The following is an 18,389-nucleotide window of genomic DNA, read 5'->3' on the forward strand; positions in this document are numbered from 1 at the left end:
CCCGTTTGTTATTTATTTACTGGCTGGCGGTTCCACCGCCGGGCGCGCTTTTTCAAGATGCGCCAGGTCTACCGCGATATGGACCGTTTCATCAAGATACGGATCCGGCTCCTGGTAATCCTTCGGCAGGTCATCCAGTTTTTTCAGCAGCGGTTTGCCTTCGCGTTTCAGGCGATCGTTAATCCGCGCCAGACGAATCGCATCATCCTCTTCGTTCTCTTTCTCACGCTGGGCGTAGTTCAGAGAGACGATGTTACGCTTGTCCTTCATCGCGTTATAACGGGCAATATCCTTCATGATGTACTGGAACTCTGGATCCTGCGCGATACGCTCATCATGGCGCTTGAGCAGTTCCGGTCCAAACGGGGTCAGATCCCCGGACTTCACGTAGGTGGCTGCGTTGATGCTATCCCACGGCAGCGCGTTGTCTTCATACTGCTCGCCGGTCTCACGATCTTCATTACCGGTTGGCATCATGATATCCGGCGTCACGCCTTTACGCTGCGTACTGCCGCCGTTAATACGGTAGAACTTCTGGATGGTGTACTGGACGGAACCTAACGCCGGCCAGTCCGGACGCAGCATCTGATCGTAGATACGATTCAACGAGCGATACTGCTGTACCGTCCCTTTACCGAAGGTCGGCTCGCCAACGATCAGCGCGCGGCCATAATCCTGCATCGCCGCGGCGAAGATTTCAGACGCCGAGGCGCTAAAGCGGTCAACCAGCACCACCAGCGGCCCTTTGTAATAGACCACGCCATCGTTGTCGCTGTCTTCGCGGACCTTGCCATTGTTATCACGGACCTGCACTACCGGGCCGGACGGAATAAACAGACCCGAGAGCGATACCGCCTCGGTCAGCGCCCCGCCGCCGTTGCTGCGCAGATCAATGACGATGCTGCTGACGTTCTGTTTTTCCAGCTTCTGCAGTTGCACCTTCACATCATCGGTGAGACCAACGTAAAAGCCCGGAATATCCAGCACGCCGACTTTTTCTTTACCAACGGTTTTCACCGACATCTTCACCGCACGGTCTTCCAGACGGATCCGCTCGCGGGTCAGGGTCACGATACGCGTCTTGGCCCCTTTGCCTGCCGGCAGGATCTCAAGGCGCACTTTGCTGCCCTTCGGTCCTTTAATCAGCGCGACCACGTCATCCAGACGCCAGCCGATGACATCAACCATCGGCTTCCCGGTCTGGCCAACGCCAACGATACGGTCGCCGACGCTGATCGCTTTGCTCTTCGCGGCCGGGCCGCCCGCCACCAGCGAATTGATGACGGTGTAGTCATCATCCATTTGCAGGACAGCGCCGATCCCCTCAAGAGAGAGGCTCATCTCAGTGTTGAACTGCTCGGTATTACGTGGAGACAGGTAGTTGGTGTGCGGGTCGATTTCGCGAGCGAAGGCGGTCATCGCCAGCGAGAAGACATCTTCGCTGTTGGTTTGCGCCAGACGACGGATCGCGAACTTATAGCGACGCGTTAAGGTGTCGCGGATCTCTTTATCGTCTTTACCCGCCAGCTTCAGGCTTAACTGGTCAAACTTCACCTTGGCGTCCCACAGCGTGTTCAGCTCGGCCTCATCTTTTGGCCACGGCGCTTTGGAGCGATCAAGGTTAAAATTATCGTTGCCGGTAAAGTCCATCGGACGTTCCAACACTTTGAGCGCATACTGATAGCGCTCAAAGCGACGCTGCTGCGCCAGGTTGTAAAGGTCGTAGAAGACGTCCAGTTTCCCGGTGCGCAGTTCGTCGCCGATTTGGTCTTTTTTGGCCGCGAACTTCGCCACATCGCTGGCCAGCAGCACATTGTGGCTGTAGTCCAGCAGGTTCAGATAACGGTCAAAAATCTTTGCCGAGAAGGCGTTGTCGAGATCAAACTGACGGTAGTGAGAACGGGTAAAGCGCGACGTCACGCGCTCGCTCACCGTCGCGTGCTGCGGCTCTTCTTTCAGCACGGGTATTTGATCTGCACGGGTTATTTCATCAACAGCGAAAGCATGGCCTGCTATTGCCAGCAGGCCCGCAAGCGCGGTGATTTTAAAAAATGTGTTCATGCCTGGCCCGGCCTCCGTTTCAGAACACCAGGTGTTCTGCGCGTACAATCATTGACATACCAGAAGTCAGCTGTACACGAACGCCATCTTTGGTGATTTCCAGAACGGTGGCGTCCATTGCGTTATTGCCTGCTTTTACCTTCAGCGCCTGGCCGACGGTCAGAACGGAAACATCCGAAACCGGAGTATGACGCTCTTCACGCGGGGCTTTGGCCGCAACAGGACGCGGTTTACGCTGTTCAGCGCCTTCTTTACGACGCGGCTGCTGAGGACGTGGTTTACGCTCGCGGCGAACCCCTTCATCCTGCTGACCTGCGGCGGCGGCGGCTTCGCGTTTTTTCGCCTGCTGGGCAGCGCGCTGCGTCTGAACGCGAGCTTTCGCTTCTTCCAGCTGCTGGCGCGCATGGGCAATGTGCTGTTCTTCCAGTTCGCCGCACGGGTTGCCGTCCAGGTCAACGCGGATAGCGCCGGCTTTCACGCCGTACAGATAACGCCAGCTGGACGTGTAGAGACGTAATGCAGCGCGAAGCTGGGTTTTGCTGAGATTCATCTCACCACCCACTCGCTCAACGAGATCCTGAAAAATACCAATTTTCAGGGGGCGCGCTTCGCCTTCAGCGCTAAAGCACTGCGGGAAACGTTCGGCCAGAAAGGCGATAACTTCTTTACTGCTATTCAACTTAGGTTGATTTTCCATGAAATTTCCTGATTACAACGGACGTAGCCAACAAGCCGCAGGCATGAACAGGCGACATTATAATGACGTCCTCGCTAAATGCTACGTTATCCGTTGATTATCCCACGACACGGGTAAAGATTTTTTGATAATCAGTGGCCGCGATAAGTTTTTCCAGTTGCTCGACCAGCGTGCGCAACCCCTGCTCATCTTCAGCTGTGAAGCGGCCGTACGCCGTGCTGTCGATATCCAGCACGCCGATAATCTGGTCGTTCACGCGCAGGGGAAAGACAATTTCTGAATTACTGGCCGCATCGCAGGCAATGTGACCATCAAACGCATGCACGTCCTCTACGCGCTGGACCTGGGCTTGCGCCACCGCGGCGCCGCAGACGCCGCGACCAACCGGAATGCGCACACAGGCCAGTTTGCCCTGGAACGGCCCCAGTACCAGGGTATCGCCTTCCAGAAGATAGAAACCGGCCCAGTTGACCTCGCTCAGCCGCTCGAACAGCAGCGCGCTGGTATTGGCGATCATCGCCAGAAAACTGGTTTCACCTGCCATTAATGCCTGGAAATCGCGGTTCAGATCCGCGTAAAATTCTGTTTTGCTCATTATATCTTCACTTGGTTGTCTTACTGCCTGATACGTACAGCCTACTAAAATAAGCATTAAATGCGCTTAGGCTCAAGATGAATTCATTCATAGGTTAAGATAGTGGGATACATTCATTCCTGTACGTAATAAATGCCGATAAAAACACCAACGATTAAACCTGCGAAGAAGTTGGTCGTGCATGCCGTCAGCACACCGCTTCCCTATGCGCATTATCAGCGCTGTACGCAGTGTGACATGCTCTTTCGCTTACCGGTGCTTAAGCGCAACCAAAGCGCCTGGTGTCCACGCTGCAACGCCAAGGTGCGCGATGGGCGCGACTGGTCGCTGACGCGTTTGGGCAGTATGGCCGTTGCGATGCTGCTGCTCATGCCTTTTGCCTGGTCGGAGCCTCTGCTGCGCCTGCACCTGCTGGGCGTGCGCATCGACGCCAACGTCCTGCAAGGGATCTGGCAGATGACTGCGCAGGGTGACCCGCTTACCGCCGCCATGGTGCTGTTTTGCGCGGTGGTCGCCCCGGTGCTGCTGGTGGTCTCGATTAGCTATCTCTGGCTGGGCAACGTGCTGGGGATGAACCTGCGCCCGGTGCTGCTGATGCTCGGCAAGCTCAAAGAGTGGGTGATGCTGGATATCTATCTGGTGGGTATTGGCGTCGCCTCCATCAAGGTGCAGGATTACGCCTTTCTGCAGCCCGGCATCGGCCTGGTGGCGTTTATCTCGCTGACGCTGCTGAGCATCCTGACGCTTATTCACATGAACGTCGAAGAGCTGTGGGAGCGTTTCTATCCTGAACGGCCGGCGACCCGCGCCGATAACAATTTACAGGTGTGCACCGGCTGCCACTACACCGGCTACCGCGACGCGCGTGGCCGCTGCCGACGCTGCCACTCCCCGCTGCATCATCGCCGGCCGCAGAGCCTGCAGCGCAGCTGGGCGGCGCTGATTGCCTCGCTGATATTTCTCTTACCAGCCAACCTGCTGCCGATCTCGATCATCTATGTTAACGGTGCGCGCCAGGACGATACGATCCTTTCCGGGATCATCTCCCTTGCCAGCAGCAATATCGCCATCGCCGGAGTGGTATTTATCGCCAGTATTTTGGTGCCATTCACCAAAGTTATAGTGTTATTTACCCTATTGGTCAGCATACAATTCAAGTGCGAGCAAGGCTTGCGCACCCGCATCCTGCTGCTGCGGCTGATAACCTGGATTGGCCGCTGGTCGATGTTGGATCTGTTTGTTATTTCACTCACCATGTCGCTAATCAATCGCGATCAGCTCCTCGCTTTCACCATGGGGCCGGCGGCGGTTTACTTCGGCGGTGCGGTAATTTTAACTATTCTTGCAGTTGAATGGCTGGACAGCCGCTTACTTTGGGACGCACATGAGTCAGGAATCGCCCGCTTCGCAGACTGAAGCCAGAATAAAAACTAAACGCCGTATTTCGCCATTCTGGCTGTTGCCGGTCATCGCGCTGCTGATTGCCGCCTGGCTCATCTGGACCAGCTTTGACGACCGCGGATCGACGATTACCATCGATTTCCAGTCCGCTAACGGCATTGTGCCGGGGCGGACGCCTATCCGTTATCAGGGGGTCGAGGTCGGCACCGTCCAGGATATTAGCCTCAGTAAAGATCTGAGTAAGATTGAGGTTTCCGCCAGCATCAAACGCGATATGAAAGATGCGCTGCGCAAAGAGACCCAGTTCTGGCTGGTCACCCCAAAAGCCTCTCTGGCGGGGGTCTCCGGGCTGGATGCGCTGGTGGGCGGGAACTACATTGGCATGATGCCTGGCAAGGGTGAGCCCGAAGATCACTTCGTGGCCCTCGACACTCAGCCGAAATACCGCATCAACAACGGCGAGCTGATGATCCACCTGCAGGCGCCGGACCTTGGCTCCCTGAACAGCGGCTCGCTGGTCTATTTCCGCAAGATCCCGGTCGGGCGCGTGTATGATTTCACCCTGAATGCCAATAATCAGGGAGTCACCATCGATGTCCTGATCGAGCGCCGGTTTACCAACCTGGTGAAAAAAGGCAGCCGATTCTGGAACGTCTCCGGGATCAAAGCCGACGTCGGCCTGAGTGGGGCAAAAGTGCAGCTGGAGAACCTTTCTGCGCTGGTGAACGGCGCTATCGCCTTCGATTCACCTGCCGATTCGCAGGTTGCGGCGCAAAACGATGACTATCATCTGTACGAAGATCTGGCGCATAGCCAGCGCGGTGTGCTGGTCACCCTCGACCTGCCCGACGGCGATGGGCTGAAAGCAGGCTCGACGCCGCTGATGTATCAGGGGCTGGAAGTGGGTCAGTTAAGTAAGCTGAATCTTAACCCCGGCGGCAAAGTGACCGGCGAGATGACCGTCGACCCGAGCGTGGTGACGCTGCTGCGTGAGAAGACGCTGATTCAGATGAAGAAGCCGAAGATTTCCCTCGATAACCCCAGCGTCAGCGCCCTGCTCACCGGCAATACCTTTGAACTGGTACCCGGTGAAGGCGAGCCGCGCAACCACTTCTCCGTCATGCCAGCAGATAAAGCGCTGCTGGAGGAGCCCAACGTCGCCACCGTCACGCTCTCGGCGCCGGAAAGCTACGGGATTGACGGCGGCCAACCGCTGGTGCTGCACGGAGTAAAAGTCGGCCAGGTGCTGGAGCGCAAACTGACGGCCAAAGGGGTGACCTTCCAGGTCGCGATTGCCCCCGAATACCGCGATCTCATTCGCGGTGACAGTAAGTTTGTGGTTAACAGCCGTCTGGATGTCAAAGTCGGACTCGATGGCGTGCAGGTGCTGGGGGCCAGCGCCAGCGAATGGGTTAATGGCGGGATCCGGGTCATTCCGGGAGAAAAAGGCGAAATGCAGAGCAGCTACCCGCTGTACGCCAACCTCGAAAAGGCCCAGGAAAACAGCCTGAGCGAAGTGCCGACCACGACCTTAAGCCTCTCAGCCGAGACCCTGCCTGACGTTCAGGCCGGCTCGGTGGTGCTGTATCGTAAATTCGCCGTCGGCGAGATCATCGCCGTCAAACCGCGCAAAGACGCTTTCGATATCGATTTGCATATCAAGCCGGAGTACCGCTACCTGCTGACCAACAACAGCGTCTTCTGGGCCGAAGGGGGGGCGAAGGTCAAACTTGACGGCAACGGACTCACCGTTCAGGCCTCGCCGCTGGCGCGCGCCATTAAAGGGGCGATCAGTTTCGATAACCTCAATGGCAGCAGCGCCAACGCGCGGCTGAATAACAAACGTATCCTTTACGCTTCGGAAACGGCGGCGCGCGCCGTGGGCGGCCAGATAACCCTGCACGCGTTTGACGCCGGGAAGATGGCGGCCGGGATGCCGATTCGTTATCTCGGCATCGATATCGGTCAGATCCAGTCCCTGGAGCTGATCACCGCCAAAAACGAAGTGCAGGCGAAAGCGGTGCTCTACCCGGAATACGTCGGTACCTTCGCCCGGGCCGGGACCCGCTTCTCGGTGATCACCCCGCAAATCTCCGCCGCGGGCGTCGAGCATCTCGACACCCTGTTCCAGTCCTATATTAACGTTGAGCCGGGACGCGGGCCGGCGCGCCGCGACTTTGAGATCCAGGATACGACGATCAGCGACTCACGCTATATCGACGGCCTGAACATCGTGGTGGAAGCGCCGGAGGCGGGGTCGCTTGGCATCGGTACGCCGGTCCTGTTCCGCGGCCTTGAAGTGGGGACGGTCACTGGCCTGTCGATGGGGTCAATGTCCGATCGGGTGATGGTGAAACTGCGTATCAGCAAGCGCTACCAGTATCTGGTACGCAATAACTCGGTGTTCTGGCTGGCCTCGGGTTACAGCCTCGACTTCGGCCTGGTTGGCGGCGTGGTGAAAACCGGGACCTTCAATCAGTTTATCCGCGGCGGGATCGCCTTTGCCACGCCGCCGGGTACGCCGCTGGCGCCGAAGGCCCAGGATGGCAAGCACTTCCTGCTGCTGGAGAGCGAGCCGAAAGAGTGGCGGGAATGGGGCACCGCCCTGCCACAGTAACCCTCACAACGCCTTCTCCCGCACCGGCCAACGCTGGGGGCGGGAAGATGACTCACCGCACGCCCCGGTGTCCTGCACCGGGGCGTTTGTGCTAAACTGCGCACCCTTTTTTTCTGTGGTGCGCTGCCTGTGGCTGAAAATACTGTCTATTTCCCTGAAGCGTTTCTCGCTCAAATGCGTGCGGCAATGCCCGCGCATCTCTCTTTCGACGACTTTATCGCCGCCTGCCAGCGCCCGCTACGCCGCAGTATTCGCGTCAACACGCTGAAAATCAGTGTGGCCGATTTTCTGTCTCTGGTCGCCCCGTATGGCTGGCAGCTGACGCCGGTCCCCTGGTGTGAAGAGGGATTCTGGATCGAGCGGGACGGCGACGATGCCCTGCCGCTGGGCAGCACCGCCGAACATCTCAGCGGGCTGTTCTATATTCAGGAGGCAAGCTCGATGCTGCCGGTCGCCGCTCTGTTCGCCGATAACCCGCAGCCTGAACGGGTGATGGATGTTGCCGCCGCGCCGGGGTCTAAGACCACCCAGATTGCCGCCCGAATGGGTAACGCGGGCGGCATTCTGGCCAATGAGTTCTCCGCCAGCCGGGTGAAGGTGCTGCATGCCAACATTAGCCGCTGCGGCATCAGTAACGTCGCCCTGACTCACTTCGACGGCCGGGTTTTCGGCGCGGCGCTACCCGAAGCTTTCGATGCCATCCTGCTTGATGCCCCCTGTTCGGGCGAAGGCGTGGTGCGTAAAGATGCTGACGCACTGAAAAACTGGTCGCCGGAGAGCAACCTCGACATTGCCGCCACCCAGCGCGAACTTATCGACAGCGCCTTCCATGCCCTGCGTCCTGGCGGGACGTTGGTGTATTCGACCTGTACCCTGAATCGCGAGGAAAACCAGTCGGTTGTTCAGTGGCTGCTGTCCCGATATCCGCAGGCGGTGGAGATCCTGCCGCTGGGAGATCTGTTTTCCGGCGCGGCCGATGCCTTAACCGCGGAAGGATTTTTGCACGTGTTCCCGCAGATCTACGATTGCGAAGGCTTCTTTGTCGCTCGCCTGCGCAAGACCGCGGCGATCGATCCGCTCCCGGCGCCAGGCTATAAGGTCGGCAAATTCCCGTTTACGCCGCTGAAGGGCCGGGAGGCCGCCGCGGTAACTGCCGCCGCCAGCGCTGTTGGCCTGGTGTGGGACGCAGGTCATACGCTGTGGCAGCGGGATAAAGAGCTGTGGCTGTTCCCGCAGGCTATGGAGCCCCTGTTTGGTCAGGTGCGTTTTTCACGCATCGGCGTACGCCTGGCAGAGGTGCACAATAAGGGGTACCGCTGGCAGCATGAGGCGGTTATCGCCTTTGCCGCGCCGCAGCGCGCCTTCGAGCTGACCCAGGAGGAAGCGGAGGAATGGTATCGCGGACGCGACGTCTATCCGCAGACCGCGCCGCAGCAGGATGAGGCCATCGTGACCTTCCAGGGTGTCCCGCTGGGTCTGGCCAAGCGCGTCGGCTCCCGTCTGAAGAATAGCTACCCGCGCGAACTGGTGCGCGATGGGAAACTTTTTGCCGGCAAGGTGTGACGCCGCGCAAAAAATGCGCACTTTTTGACTGGCGGTTTTCACCCCATTGACTACGCTGAAAAATGACGGCCTCAACTGGTCGTACCACAACTCAGCTGAAAAATGGGGTGAAGCGATGAGTAAAACCAATGTCCGCATCGGCGCATTTGAGATAGACGATGCCGAACTGCACGGTGAACATCAGGGAGAGCGAACGTTAAGTATTCCCTGCAAATCCGATCCAGATTTATGTATGCAGCTTGACGCCTGGGATGCCGATACCAGCGTGCCCGCTATTCTCAATGGCGAACATTCCGTGCTCTACCGTAAACATTACGACCGCCAGTCTGATGCCTGGGTCATGCGCCTTGCCTGACTCAAATGAACCCGTCGCCTGAGACGGGTTATTTATTTCCCCGTCCCGCCGTCATCCCCTACACTAAAGAGTATGTGAACCCGAGCATGAGGCCAGGATGTTTGCCTTGGTGTTGTTTATTTGCTATCTGGATGGCGGCTGCGAGGACATTGTGGTTGACGTCTACCGCGAGGAAACGCAGTGCTTAGTGGCGATGGAGGATCAGCGGATCCGCCACGGCGGCTGCTATCCGATAGAAGATTTTATTGATGGCTTCTGGCAACCCGCCAGCGAATACAGCGATTTTTAACCTGCCGATTGTAGCGCCACCAGCGTCAGCGTTCCGCCAAACACGGCGCCCGTATCAATATAGTGTTGATTATCGCGTTCATAAGGCGTGCGAAGCGGCGTATGGCCAAACCAGAAATGGTCTGCTCCGGCGATGGCGCCATGACGTCCCGCCAGATGTTCGCTCAGGCGATGACGGCTCCATAACACCCGCTGGGGATCCACCGGCTGCTGCCAGCGATAGACTGGCGCCGGATAATCGGCATGGGCGATCACATGCCGGGCATCTGCACACCCAACTTCAATAATCAACGGTAGCCGCTGACAACGCGCTAACAGCCGGTCGGCCTCGGCGCGCTGCTGCGCGGTGCCCCGGCCATACCAGTCGCCGCCATTCATCTGCCAGAGTGCCATATCCCCGCTCTCCAGCGCCTCCAGCGCCATCTGTTCATGATTCCCCCGAACGGCCCTGAACCAGCGGCAGCGCAGCAGGCCGAGGCAGTCAGCGCTCTGCGGTCCGCGATCGATCAGATCGCCCACGGAAATGAGCAGATCGGCCCAGGGATCAAAGCGCAGCTGACGCAGGCGGCCCATCAGTAGCGCAAAGCAACCATGCAGATCGCCCATCAGCCAGATATTACGCCAGTCGCTACCATTAATACGTTGATACATATAATTACCTCTCTGCTGTAATTATAGGTAATTGCGCCGAATCCCCGGTGATTTTTATTTACACCTCAATCGATTTTAAACAAACGGGAAATATAGTCGGCCAGAGGATTAAGCTTATCAGAAGCTCGCTTTAAAATAGGAGGAAATAACAACGAGGTGTTTATCGTGACAGACAATAGCCTGCATTCAACCAGCGTGCTTGCGCCGCGCTCGCATCTTATTGCCGATCTGGTGATGGGCAGACTAATACCTGCACCTATCTGGCGGCAGAAAAATTTTCGCCTTAAATTTCTGCTGCGTACGGCGTTATTTTATAGCCCCACCAAAGCAATGCTTGAGTCGCTTAGCGCCCGTGATGATTTTAATCAGCTTCTGACCGCGCAGGCGACCTTGCCGGGGAAAGTGCACCGTCAGTACCTGACGCGCGATCTTAACGCCTGGCAGCGGGCGATGGCGGTGATAAGTCATTATCGCTACATCGATACCCTGCAGGGGTCGCTGCTGGCGCATGCCATGACCGCGGTGAGCGAGGTCCCGCTGCTGACGCTGAACGGAAAAGACGACAGCCCGTTCACTCTCTCCGCCTCCTCAGCCGGGAAGGCTGAGCGCGAGGGCGAAACCACATTATGGCTACGCGACGGCGATCACACCCTGTTGGCCAGCGCAACCTTTAGCGTGACCTGGGACGGTGAAGCCTGGCAACTGGTCATCGGCGGCCTGCAGGGGCCACGGCGCCACGTTTCCCATGAGGTGATTAAGCAGGCCACTCGCGCCTGCTTCGGCCTGTTCCCGAAGCGCCTGCTGCTGGAGTTCATTTGGCTACTGGCCGCTCGCAGCGCTATCGAGTCGATTTATGGCGTCAGCGATAACGGCCATGTGTTCCGTGCCCTGCGCTATCGTCTGAGCAAGGGCCGCCATTTCCACGCCAGCTACGACGAGTTCTGGCAGTCCATCGATGGTAAGCCGGAAAGCGCGTGGCGCTGGCGGCTGCCGCAGCGTCTGGAACGAAAATCACTGGAGAGTATCGCCAGCAAAAAACGGGCCGAATACCGGCGTCGGTTCCAGCTGCTGGATCAGCTGGCTGAGCAGGTGGACATCCTGACGCAACCGCGCCATGGTGCGTAAATTTCGCTGCGGATAGCGCCGCGCTGACACGCGGCGTTTGCTTATTCGGTCGTTATTTCGCTACTATCATGGCCCCTGGCGCCATTGGATAGTGGTTGGCATGATGAGTAAAACCGAAATTTTCCTGCTGATTATTCTTGCGGTCATTCTGCTGGGCTGCGTATGGTTTATTTTTAGCGATGAAATTTGGCTTTTGCTCTGCTATCTCGAAAGTAAGATATATCCCACCTTTAGCGTCCCTGAATAATTTTAGCCGCTGTACATAGCGGCGCATTCGCTTATTATTTTTAGCGATACGGTCGTTCATTGATAGCTAATCGCATGAATTGCCAAACCTATTAGACTTTGCTTATTTTATTTGTCATACAAATGTGTATACTAGCAGGCTTCCGATGTTGGCCCGCCAGTTAACCTGCACGCCGGGCCTGGTTAGGTGCAGGTTTTTTCTTTTCTCTTTCCACCCCAGCTTCAGATCTCTCCTTCCCGACGCCCCCCTTCCTCAGGATGCGATTTGTGTGTAAATGGATTGTGTATGCTAAAAACGGTGTGCTATAACGGGACATCCAGAGGCCAGCCTGAGGTTTGACTGACATGATGTCGCTGGCTATTGCGAAAGCAGAAGGTTACCGATAAAAAGAGACCGAATACGATTCCTGTATTCGGTCCAGGGAAATGGCTCTTGGGAGAGAGCCGTGCGCTAAAAGTTGGCATTAATGCAGGCTAAGTCGCCTTGCACTATAAGAATAGTTTAACGCGTCAGCTTTTCCAGTCCGTGGCCAATGTGGTCGTATAATTCCTGGGAAACGGCTGTCAGCCAGTAAAAAACCGCCACTTCCGTTATCCGGCAAGGGCGGTTTTTTTATATGCTATTACAGTAAGATAACGCGGAACGCTAGCAGAGCTTCTGCGCTCGCTCGATAAATGGCGCAAGGCTCATTTTTTGTCCCGGGTGCTGCGGATCGTCGATCTGGATCACCGAGATCGGCTGCGCGGTCGTCTTGCCGGCTTTAACCTGCTGTTCCGCGACGTCATTGAGCGGATACTGGACCAGCGTACTCGGGTTGATGGCGTAAAGCGCGTTACCCGGACGGCAGGTCAACATCACCTCTTCACGGTTGAACGCCCAACTCTCCTTCCCCACTTCAAAGCGGCTCACGGTGATAATTTGCGGCGCCGCCAGAGCAGCCCCGGAGCTTGCCAGTAACAACATGGTCAGAACAATTTTTTTCATGATTTTGCCAGTTAATTCAATAAGGTTCCCAGGTGGCAAACAGACTGACGGCCAGCAGCGCCAGCGCGCCCAGCCCTATCTCAGCCTGCGTGGTTCGCAGGATCAGGCTTTCCGCCCGCGAACCGCTTGCCGACATGCGCGGTACCAGAACATACCTGTTCACTAAGGCAATTACCACCATCCCGGCGACCAGCGCACATTTGATCAACAGCATGCGCCTCCAGGGCGAGGTGCCGATCACCGCCCCCTGGATCAACAGCGCATTGACCACGCCGCTGGCAAGGGTGCCGGCCACCGCCAGATGTCCATAACGCGAAAAGCGCGCCATGGTATAGACCGCAGCCTGACGCCAGCGCCCCTGCGCCAAACGCAGGCAGTAGATGAAGGGCAACAGGCCGCCGAACCAGCTGGCGACGCAGAAGAGGTGGACGGCATGATTAGTCCGCTGCAGGGCGCCGAGTAAGCCATCGTGCATAGCAGCATGCCCAACCCCGGCGGAAAGCAGCAGCTGGGCCGCCAGCAGGGCCATCAGTTGCCTGGCGCCGTGATGGGGACGGATCCACACCACGGCGAGAGCAGTCAACGCCAGCAGGATCTGCCAGATCCACACCCCGCCGAAGCGGGTACCCGCTACCGCCTGCCAAACGGCGGGCTGCCAGACATCCGCCCAGCCCTCGCCCATTATCCCCCCCTGCAGCAGATACAGCGCCACGGTTGAGAGCGCGCCAATCAACATCAGGGGGCGCAATAGCGGATAAAAGCGGTGCATCAGCACGCGCCTCAGCGGTACCGGCGCCCACCAGGCGCCATACAGCACGCAGCCAAAAGCCAACATCAGGGTGATAAAGTGCCCAAAACGCAGCGTGATATAGAGCCCGGTCAACATCGATCACTTCACGCTAAAAGTGTATTGCCCTTTGGTTTTATGGCCGTCAACCGAGACCACATGCCATGCTACGGTGTACTCCCCCGGAGGCAACGTTTCCGCCAGGGGTAAGGTGACCTGAGCGGGGTTGTCAGCGCTGCGGGTCAGTTTACCGGCGGCTACCGCGTGCTGCTGCGGACCGGTGACGGTCACGCCGCTGAAGGCCGGTTCGATCCCTTCTGAGAAACTGAGCGTCAGCGTCTGAGGAGGCGCGGTCAGTTGGGCACCCGCGGCGGGGATCTGCTGTTGCAGGTGAGCATGGGCGAAGGCGCCTGCCGCGGTTAATATACCGGCAAACGCAACGGAGAGGCGCAACGCGCGTCCAGCGAGGAGTCGCATATTCGTCATTCCCTTTTGTTATGTCTGTAGGACAGAGAATAACCCTGTATAATGGCAGAGTCGAGCTAAGCGTCAGCGCCTCGACCGGGTTTACCAGCACACTGGAGTTAATAATGGAAAGAAATCTGGCCAAAATTTCGCAAGCTGAGATGGATAAGGTCAACGTCGATCTCGCCGCCGCCGGCGTCGCCTTTAAGGAGCGATACAACATGCCGGTGGTCGCTGATTTGGTCGAGCGTGAGCAGCCCGCCCATCTGCGCGACTGGTTCCGCGAACGACTGATCGCCCATCGGCTGGCCTCTGTCTCGCTTTCCCGACTGCCCTGGGAGCCGAAGCAGAAATAATGCGCGCCCGCCTGCTCCCCATCGGTTGGCAAGACCACCCAATTCCTTTACGCTTGTTGTTTTGCTCTGGAGCGAGCCATGCTGCGCGTCATTGATACCGAAACCTGCGGCCTGCAGGGGGGCATCGTCGAAATCGCCTCGGTCGATATTGTCGACGGGCGAATCACTAACCCGATGAGCCATCTGGTGCGTCCTGATCGGCCCATCACGCCGCAGGCGATGGCTATCCACCGTATAACGGAAGAGATGGTCGCCGATAAGCCGTGGATTGAAGAGATTATTCCGTATTATCTTGGCAGCCCCTGGTATGTCGCGCACAACGCCAGCTTTGACCGCCGGGTGCTACCGGAGATGAGCGGCGAGTGGATTTGTACCATGAAGCTGGCCCGCCGCCTGTGGCCGGGGATCAAATACAGCAATATGGGGTTATATAAATCACGTAAGCTGAATGTGGCGACCCCGCCGGGGCTGCATCACCACCGCGCGCTGTATGACTGCTATATCACCGCCGCGCTGCTGCTGGATATCATCAACGTTTCCGGCTGGACGCCTGACGAAATGGCCGATATCACCGGCCGCCCGGCGCTGCTCACCACCTTTACCTTCGGCAAATACCGGGGTAAAGCGGTGGCCGAAATTGCTGAAAACGACCCCGGCTACCTGCGCTGGTTATTCAACAATCTCGACCGGATGAGCCCCGAACTGCGTCTGACCCTCAAACACTACCTCGGGGAATAATCGTCACACAGCCGCTTTTCCCGGCAGTGTCCCCTGCGCCAGGGCAATGAAAAAGGCATACTCCAGGGCCACCCCTTCATAGCTTTTAAAGCGCCCGGATTTGCCGCCATGGCCGGAATCCATATCGGTACAGAGCAGCAGCAGGTTATCGTCGGTTTTCAGTTCCCGCAGTTTGGCCACCCATTTCGCCGGCTCCCAGTATTGCACCTGGGAATCGTGCAGCCCGGTGGTGACCAGCATATGCGGATAAGCCTGTGCCCGGACGCCGTCGTAGGGGCTGTAGCTTTTCATGTAGTGGTAATAGGTTTCATCCTGTGGATTCCCCCACTCTTCAAATTCCCCGGTGGTCAGTGGAATAGATTCGTCCAGCATGGTGGTCACCACATCGACGAACGGCACCTGGGCTATCACGCCATGAAACAGCTCAGGACGTTCGTTAACGGCCACGCCCATCAGCATCCCGCCGGCGCTGCCTCCCATGCCATAGCAGAGCTGCGGATCGCCGTACCCCTGGGCCAGCAGCGCGTCACAGACGTCCAGATAGTCGTTGAAGGTATTTTTCTTACACAGAAATTTGCCGTCCTCATACCACTGCTGCCCCAGCTCGCCCCCGCCGCGGACATGGGCGATGGCGTAGACAAAGCCGCGGTTGAGCAGGCTCAGCCGGCTGGCGCTGAAATCGGCATCGATACTCTCGCCATACGAGCCGTAGCCATAGACCAGCAGCGGATTGCTCCCTTTGCGGAAATGGTCGCGATGGTAGACCAGCGAGACCGGAACCTCGACGCCATCGCGGGCGGTCACCCACAGGTGTTCGCTCTGGTAGCAGCTCGTGTCCAGCCCCTTCACTTCCTGCTGCTTGATAACCCGCCGCTCGCCGGTATCCATATCCAGTTCAAACAGGGTGTCCGGCGTGGTCATGGAGGAATACCCGTAGCGCAGTCGCGACGTTTCAGGTTCCGGATTATAGGCAAGCCAGGTGACATAGGCCGGATCGTCAAAGGCGATCCCTACCACCTCCCGGGTCTTGCGGTTAATTTGCCGCAGGCTGGTCAGGCCGCGCTGGCGCTCCTCGACGACCAGCCAGTCAGTAAACAGGGTAAATCCTTCGAGCATCACGTCGTGACGCGGCGGGATCAGCGAGGTCCACTGATCTTCATCGCGCAGCACAGTACGGTAGAGGCCAAAGTTCTTCCCCTCGCGGTTGGATCGCAGATAGAACGCGTGCTGATAGTGATCGAGGCTGTATTCGTGATCTTTCCGCCGCGGCAGGAAGCAGACCGGCTCGGCGTCAGGGAGTTCGGCGTTGAGCAGTAATGCTTCACTGGTGGTGGCGCTGGAGAGATAAATCACCACGAACTGCTGGGAAGTGGTCTTATGTACGCTGACGTAGAAGGTCTCATCTTTTTCTTCATAGACCAGCACATCACTCTGCGCCGCGGTACCCACCGTGTGGCGCCAGACCTGATAAGGCAGCAGTGTGGTGGGATGTTTACGCACGTACCACACAAAGCGGGAATCATTGCTCCAGGCAAACCCGGAGGTAACATTTTCCAGGATCTCCGGGTACCATTCACCGCTGCTAAGGTTGCAGAAGCGCAGGCCATACTGGCGGCGGGAAAGATAATCCTCCGCCACCGCCATCAATTGGTTATTCGGCGCGACGCCCAGTCCGCCAAGGGTGTAGAACTCACTCTTCGCCGCCCGCTGGTTGCCGTCGAGCAGGATCTCCCACTCGTCCCACTCCTCTTTGAGCACCGACTGGCGCTGATAGATGGCGTATTCACAGCCCGGCTCGTAAACCTGACGGTAGCGAAAACCATTTTTACTGTAAGGGGCGGAGACTTCCCGTTGCGGAATGCGGTCGATAATTTCTTTCAGCAGACGTTCCTGCAGGCTGAGCTGCGAATCCATCACCCGCTTGCCATAGGCGTTCTCCGCGTGCAGGTACTCCAGCACGTCAGGTCGCGCGCGCTCATCGTCGCGCAGCCAGTAATAGTTATCGATGCGTGTATCGCCATGCAAGGTCATGGCGTGAGGGATCCGTTTGGCTTTAGGTGGCATGTTGTTCTTCTGCTGCTTTATCGTGACACAAGAGCATTCAGGTCACACGGCGGCGCCTGAATGATGACGTGTCTATAAGGGTGGCAAAAGACGCGGGCGATGCAAGCGAAACGTGATAATTTAGACGCTTAGCGCTTGTTTTTGTGACTGGATATCCTGTTCTATATCGGCCCGGACATCCTTTGGCAGTGACAAAGCGTCTCCCAGCGCGTTCAGATAACTGCGTTCCATAAAGTGGTCGATATCAATGACCGCGCAGCTGACGTAGTAGATCTCCAGTGCCTCCTGCGGATCAACGATGCCCTCCGCCAGACGCTGAGGATCCAGCGGTTGGGCCAGCGCCTGGTCGATCAGCACCCGGGCCTGAACGTCGATATTGGCCGCCCGCAGCTGGGCTTCAATATTAGCCCGTTCGTGGTCATCTATATGACCATCGCTCCTGGCGGCAAAAACCAGCGCGGTGATCAGTCGCACGCTGCGCGGATCAACGTCCGCCGGCACGGCAGCCGGCGTGTTCGCCCCGGGGACAGGCGCGTTTTGAGCGCGCATCTTCTGCTGATACTTGTTCCATAACACCGTACCCGCCACCGCCCCACCGCCAGCCAGCAGCGCGCTGGTGCCGTACTTCGCCAGCAGTTTGCGTGAGGATTTACTGGCCACCAGCAACCCGGCCAGCCCGCCAATCGCGCCGGGCAGCAGTGCGCTCCCTTTTGACGACTCGCCTGTCGATGACGCGCCCTGCTGCCCGAGCAGCGACTGCAGTTGATTAAGCCAGTTAGCCATGGTTTTCCTCTCAGGTGATAAAACACTGCTATCAGCCTAAACGACGCGATGTCAGGAAATGTTAGATCTGGCTAAAGATGCGCAAAGGTGGGCGCGGCAGACAAATCCCTGCCCAGCCAGGCCATAGCTCGCTGCCGCCAGTCAGGCCACTTTCGCCTTACGCGCTTTGGTCGCTGGCGCCGCGGCGTCTTCCGCTGAAGAAGCCTCTTCTGCCGCCGACGGCGCGGGTGAGTCGTGCGCGGACGCATCCTGCTCCGGCAATCGGCCGACGCGCAGGATATGCTGCAGCGCCTCTTTTCGCTCTGCCAGCCACATCGCCATGGTGTCACGCTGGGCGTCATCCATCTCCAGCGGCGATGCCACCAGCCAGTCATTCAGCACCTCTGCCAGATCGAGCATTTTGTCGTAAGCGTCGGCCTCTTTTTTGCTGGCAAAAGACATTTTTTCCTCACCTTCGCGGATCACAACATATTTAATTTCAACCGCCATGCTGCAGCCTCTCAATACTGTATTTTTATACAGTATAACAAATTTCCTCTCCGGACTCAACTCACGCGCGTAAAGACAGACGCAAACGTTTCCGTTTATAATCGGCAGCATCTTTTTTTACTG

The 18,389-nt window shown here is 57.6% G+C and carries 18 protein-coding genes and 1 pseudogene; 9 read left to right on the top strand and 10 right to left on the bottom strand.

Annotated features, from left to right (window positions below):
- Positions 1 to 12: 12 nt before the first annotated feature.
- The 3 genes and pseudogenes from prc to NKJ21_RS12160 form a co-directional block, all read right to left on the bottom strand.
- Positions 13 to 2,061 (bottom strand): carboxy terminal-processing peptidase, encoded by a 2,049-nt coding sequence (gene prc / locus NKJ21_RS12150; protein ID WP_008804279.1) that lies wholly within the window; start codon positions 2,059 to 2,061, stop codon positions 13 to 15.
- Between the two features lie 19 nt (positions 2,062 to 2,080).
- Entirely contained in the window at positions 2,081 to 2,758 is a 678-nt protein-coding gene (proQ, locus tag NKJ21_RS12155; protein ID WP_008804278.1) for an RNA chaperone ProQ, read from the bottom strand.
- Positions 2,759 to 2,839: 81 nt separating this feature from the next.
- Positions 2,840 to 3,353: pseudogene (locus tag NKJ21_RS12160) on the bottom strand (GAF domain-containing protein).
- Positions 3,354 to 3,485: 132 nt separating this feature from the next.
- Here NKJ21_RS12160 and yebS point away from each other — a divergent pair.
- The 5 genes from yebS (at position 3,486) to NKJ21_RS12185 (ending at position 9,578) form a co-directional block, all read left to right on the top strand.
- A complete protein-coding gene (gene yebS, locus NKJ21_RS12165) occupies positions 3,486 to 4,769 on the top strand; it encodes a membrane integrity lipid transport subunit YebS (RefSeq protein ID WP_008804276.1) in 1,284 nt (427 codons plus the stop codon).
- Positions 4,738 to 7,371, top strand: coding sequence for a PqiB family protein (locus NKJ21_RS12170; protein ID WP_254732913.1), 2,634 nt, complete (start codon positions 4,738 to 4,740; stop codon positions 7,369 to 7,371). The genes yebS and NKJ21_RS12170 overlap by 32 nt, the downstream gene beginning before the upstream one ends.
- A gap of 129 nt (positions 7,372 to 7,500) precedes the next feature.
- Positions 7,501 to 8,934, top strand: a complete 1,434-nt coding sequence (rsmF, locus tag NKJ21_RS12175) for a 16S rRNA (cytosine(1407)-C(5))-methyltransferase RsmF (protein WP_064171062.1) — start codon at positions 7,501 to 7,503, stop codon at positions 8,932 to 8,934.
- Between the two features lie 115 nt (positions 8,935 to 9,049).
- Positions 9,050 to 9,289, top strand: a complete 240-nt coding sequence (locus NKJ21_RS12180) for a YebV family protein (RefSeq protein WP_002911393.1) — start codon at positions 9,050 to 9,052, stop codon at positions 9,287 to 9,289.
- A 97-nt stretch (positions 9,290 to 9,386) separates the two neighbouring features.
- Positions 9,387 to 9,578, top strand: a complete 192-nt coding sequence (locus NKJ21_RS12185; RefSeq protein ID WP_002911395.1) for a YebW family protein — start codon at positions 9,387 to 9,389, stop codon at positions 9,576 to 9,578.
- On the opposite strand, the gene pphA is transcribed toward NKJ21_RS12185, so the two are convergent.
- Positions 9,575 to 10,228, bottom strand: coding sequence for a protein-serine/threonine phosphatase (gene pphA / locus NKJ21_RS12190; protein WP_008804273.1), 654 nt, complete (start codon positions 10,226 to 10,228; stop codon positions 9,575 to 9,577). The genes NKJ21_RS12185 and pphA overlap by 4 nt on opposite strands.
- 156 nt (positions 10,229 to 10,384) lie before the next feature.
- On the opposite strand from pphA, the gene NKJ21_RS12195 reads away from it, so the two are divergent.
- Both NKJ21_RS12195 and NKJ21_RS12200 read left to right on the top strand, forming a co-directional pair.
- Positions 10,385 to 11,353, top strand: coding sequence for a VirK/YbjX family protein (locus tag NKJ21_RS12195; protein ID WP_162493241.1), 969 nt, complete (start codon positions 10,385 to 10,387; stop codon positions 11,351 to 11,353).
- A 103-nt stretch (positions 11,354 to 11,456) separates the two neighbouring features.
- Entirely contained in the window at positions 11,457 to 11,600 is a 144-nt protein-coding gene (locus NKJ21_RS12200) for an Ecr family regulatory small membrane protein (protein WP_142667623.1), read from the top strand.
- A 645-nt stretch (positions 11,601 to 12,245) separates the two neighbouring features.
- Here NKJ21_RS12200 and NKJ21_RS12205 read toward each other — a convergent pair.
- The 3 genes from NKJ21_RS12205 to yobA are packed head-to-tail and all read right to left on the bottom strand — an operon-like array spanning position 12,246 to position 13,848.
- Positions 12,246 to 12,584, bottom strand: coding sequence for a YebY family protein (locus NKJ21_RS12205; protein WP_008804271.1), 339 nt, complete (start codon positions 12,582 to 12,584; stop codon positions 12,246 to 12,248).
- 16 nt (positions 12,585 to 12,600) lie between these two features.
- On the bottom strand, positions 12,601 to 13,470 hold the full coding sequence (gene copD, locus NKJ21_RS12210) for a copper homeostasis membrane protein CopD (protein ID WP_254732915.1): 870 nt from the start codon (positions 13,468 to 13,470) through the stop codon (positions 12,601 to 12,603).
- A gap of 3 nt (positions 13,471 to 13,473) precedes the next feature.
- Positions 13,474 to 13,848 carry a CopC domain-containing protein YobA gene (gene yobA / locus NKJ21_RS12215; RefSeq protein WP_008804269.1) on the bottom strand — a complete coding sequence of 125 codons (375 nt, stop codon included), beginning with the start codon at positions 13,846 to 13,848 and terminating at the stop codon, positions 13,474 to 13,476.
- A gap of 113 nt (positions 13,849 to 13,961) precedes the next feature.
- On the opposite strand from yobA, the gene NKJ21_RS12220 reads away from it, so the two are divergent.
- Both NKJ21_RS12220 and exoX read left to right on the top strand, forming a co-directional pair.
- On the top strand, positions 13,962 to 14,192 hold the full coding sequence (locus NKJ21_RS12220) for a DNA polymerase III subunit theta (RefSeq protein ID WP_012541260.1): 231 nt from the start codon (positions 13,962 to 13,964) through the stop codon (positions 14,190 to 14,192).
- A 78-nt stretch (positions 14,193 to 14,270) separates the two neighbouring features.
- Positions 14,271 to 14,930, top strand: coding sequence for an exodeoxyribonuclease X (exoX, locus tag NKJ21_RS12225; RefSeq protein ID WP_012541259.1), 660 nt, complete (start codon positions 14,271 to 14,273; stop codon positions 14,928 to 14,930).
- Between the two features lie 3 nt (positions 14,931 to 14,933).
- Here the strand turns inward: exoX and ptrB are convergent, their stop codons facing one another.
- From ptrB to NKJ21_RS12240, 3 genes are all read right to left on the bottom strand, one after another.
- Positions 14,934 to 16,994, bottom strand: a complete 2,061-nt coding sequence (gene ptrB / locus NKJ21_RS12230; RefSeq protein WP_244334809.1) for an oligopeptidase B — start codon at positions 16,992 to 16,994, stop codon at positions 14,934 to 14,936.
- A 120-nt stretch (positions 16,995 to 17,114) separates the two neighbouring features.
- A complete protein-coding gene (locus NKJ21_RS12235) occupies positions 17,115 to 17,777 on the bottom strand; it encodes a tellurite resistance TerB family protein (protein WP_012541257.1) in 663 nt (220 codons plus the stop codon).
- A gap of 141 nt (positions 17,778 to 17,918) precedes the next feature.
- Positions 17,919 to 18,266, bottom strand: coding sequence for a YebG family protein (locus NKJ21_RS12240; RefSeq protein ID WP_048964808.1), 348 nt, complete (start codon positions 18,264 to 18,266; stop codon positions 17,919 to 17,921).
- Positions 18,267 to 18,389 lie beyond the last annotated feature (123 nt).

Origin of the sequence: Klebsiella sp. SWET4, assembly GCF_024296565.1 — a bacterium.
Classification (GTDB): Bacteria; Pseudomonadota; Gammaproteobacteria; order Enterobacterales; family Enterobacteriaceae; genus Klebsiella; species Klebsiella variicola.

What these genes read in the sequence shown, in the direction of transcription:
- pphA (WP_008804273.1), bottom strand. Translation starts at nt 10,228, where the DNA reads ATGTATCAACGTATTAATGGTAGCGACTGGCGTAATATCTGGCTGATG.
- NKJ21_RS12170 (WP_254732913.1), top strand. Translation starts at nt 4,738, where the DNA reads ATGAGTCAGGAATCGCCCGCTTCGCAGACTGAAGCCAGAATAAAAACT.
- copD (WP_254732915.1), bottom strand. Translation starts at nt 13,470, where the DNA reads ATGTTGACCGGGCTCTATATCACGCTGCGTTTTGGGCACTTTATCACC.
- NKJ21_RS12240 (WP_048964808.1), bottom strand. Translation starts at nt 18,266, where the DNA reads ATGGCGGTTGAAATTAAATATGTTGTGATCCGCGAAGGTGAGGAAAAA.
- prc (WP_008804279.1), bottom strand. Translation starts at nt 2,061, where the DNA reads ATGAACACATTTTTTAAAATCACCGCGCTTGCGGGCCTGCTGGCAATA.
- NKJ21_RS12235 (WP_012541257.1), bottom strand. Translation starts at nt 17,777, where the DNA reads ATGGCTAACTGGCTTAATCAACTGCAGTCGCTGCTCGGGCAGCAGGGC.
- exoX (WP_012541259.1), top strand. Translation starts at nt 14,271, where the DNA reads ATGCTGCGCGTCATTGATACCGAAACCTGCGGCCTGCAGGGGGGCATC.
- NKJ21_RS12205 (WP_008804271.1), bottom strand. Translation starts at nt 12,584, where the DNA reads ATGAAAAAAATTGTTCTGACCATGTTGTTACTGGCAAGCTCCGGGGCT.
- yebS (WP_008804276.1), top strand. Translation starts at nt 3,486, where the DNA reads ATGCCGATAAAAACACCAACGATTAAACCTGCGAAGAAGTTGGTCGTG.
- NKJ21_RS12185 (WP_002911395.1), top strand. Translation starts at nt 9,387, where the DNA reads ATGTTTGCCTTGGTGTTGTTTATTTGCTATCTGGATGGCGGCTGCGAG.
- NKJ21_RS12220 (WP_012541260.1), top strand. Translation starts at nt 13,962, where the DNA reads ATGGAAAGAAATCTGGCCAAAATTTCGCAAGCTGAGATGGATAAGGTC.
- NKJ21_RS12200 (WP_142667623.1), top strand. Translation starts at nt 11,457, where the DNA reads ATGAGTAAAACCGAAATTTTCCTGCTGATTATTCTTGCGGTCATTCTG.
- proQ (WP_008804278.1), bottom strand. Translation starts at nt 2,758, where the DNA reads ATGGAAAATCAACCTAAGTTGAATAGCAGTAAAGAAGTTATCGCCTTT.
- ptrB (WP_244334809.1), bottom strand. Translation starts at nt 16,994, where the DNA reads ATGCCACCTAAAGCCAAACGGATCCCTCACGCCATGACCTTGCATGGC.
- yobA (WP_008804269.1), bottom strand. Translation starts at nt 13,848, where the DNA reads ATGCGACTCCTCGCTGGACGCGCGTTGCGCCTCTCCGTTGCGTTTGCC.
- NKJ21_RS12180 (WP_002911393.1), top strand. Translation starts at nt 9,050, where the DNA reads ATGAGTAAAACCAATGTCCGCATCGGCGCATTTGAGATAGACGATGCC.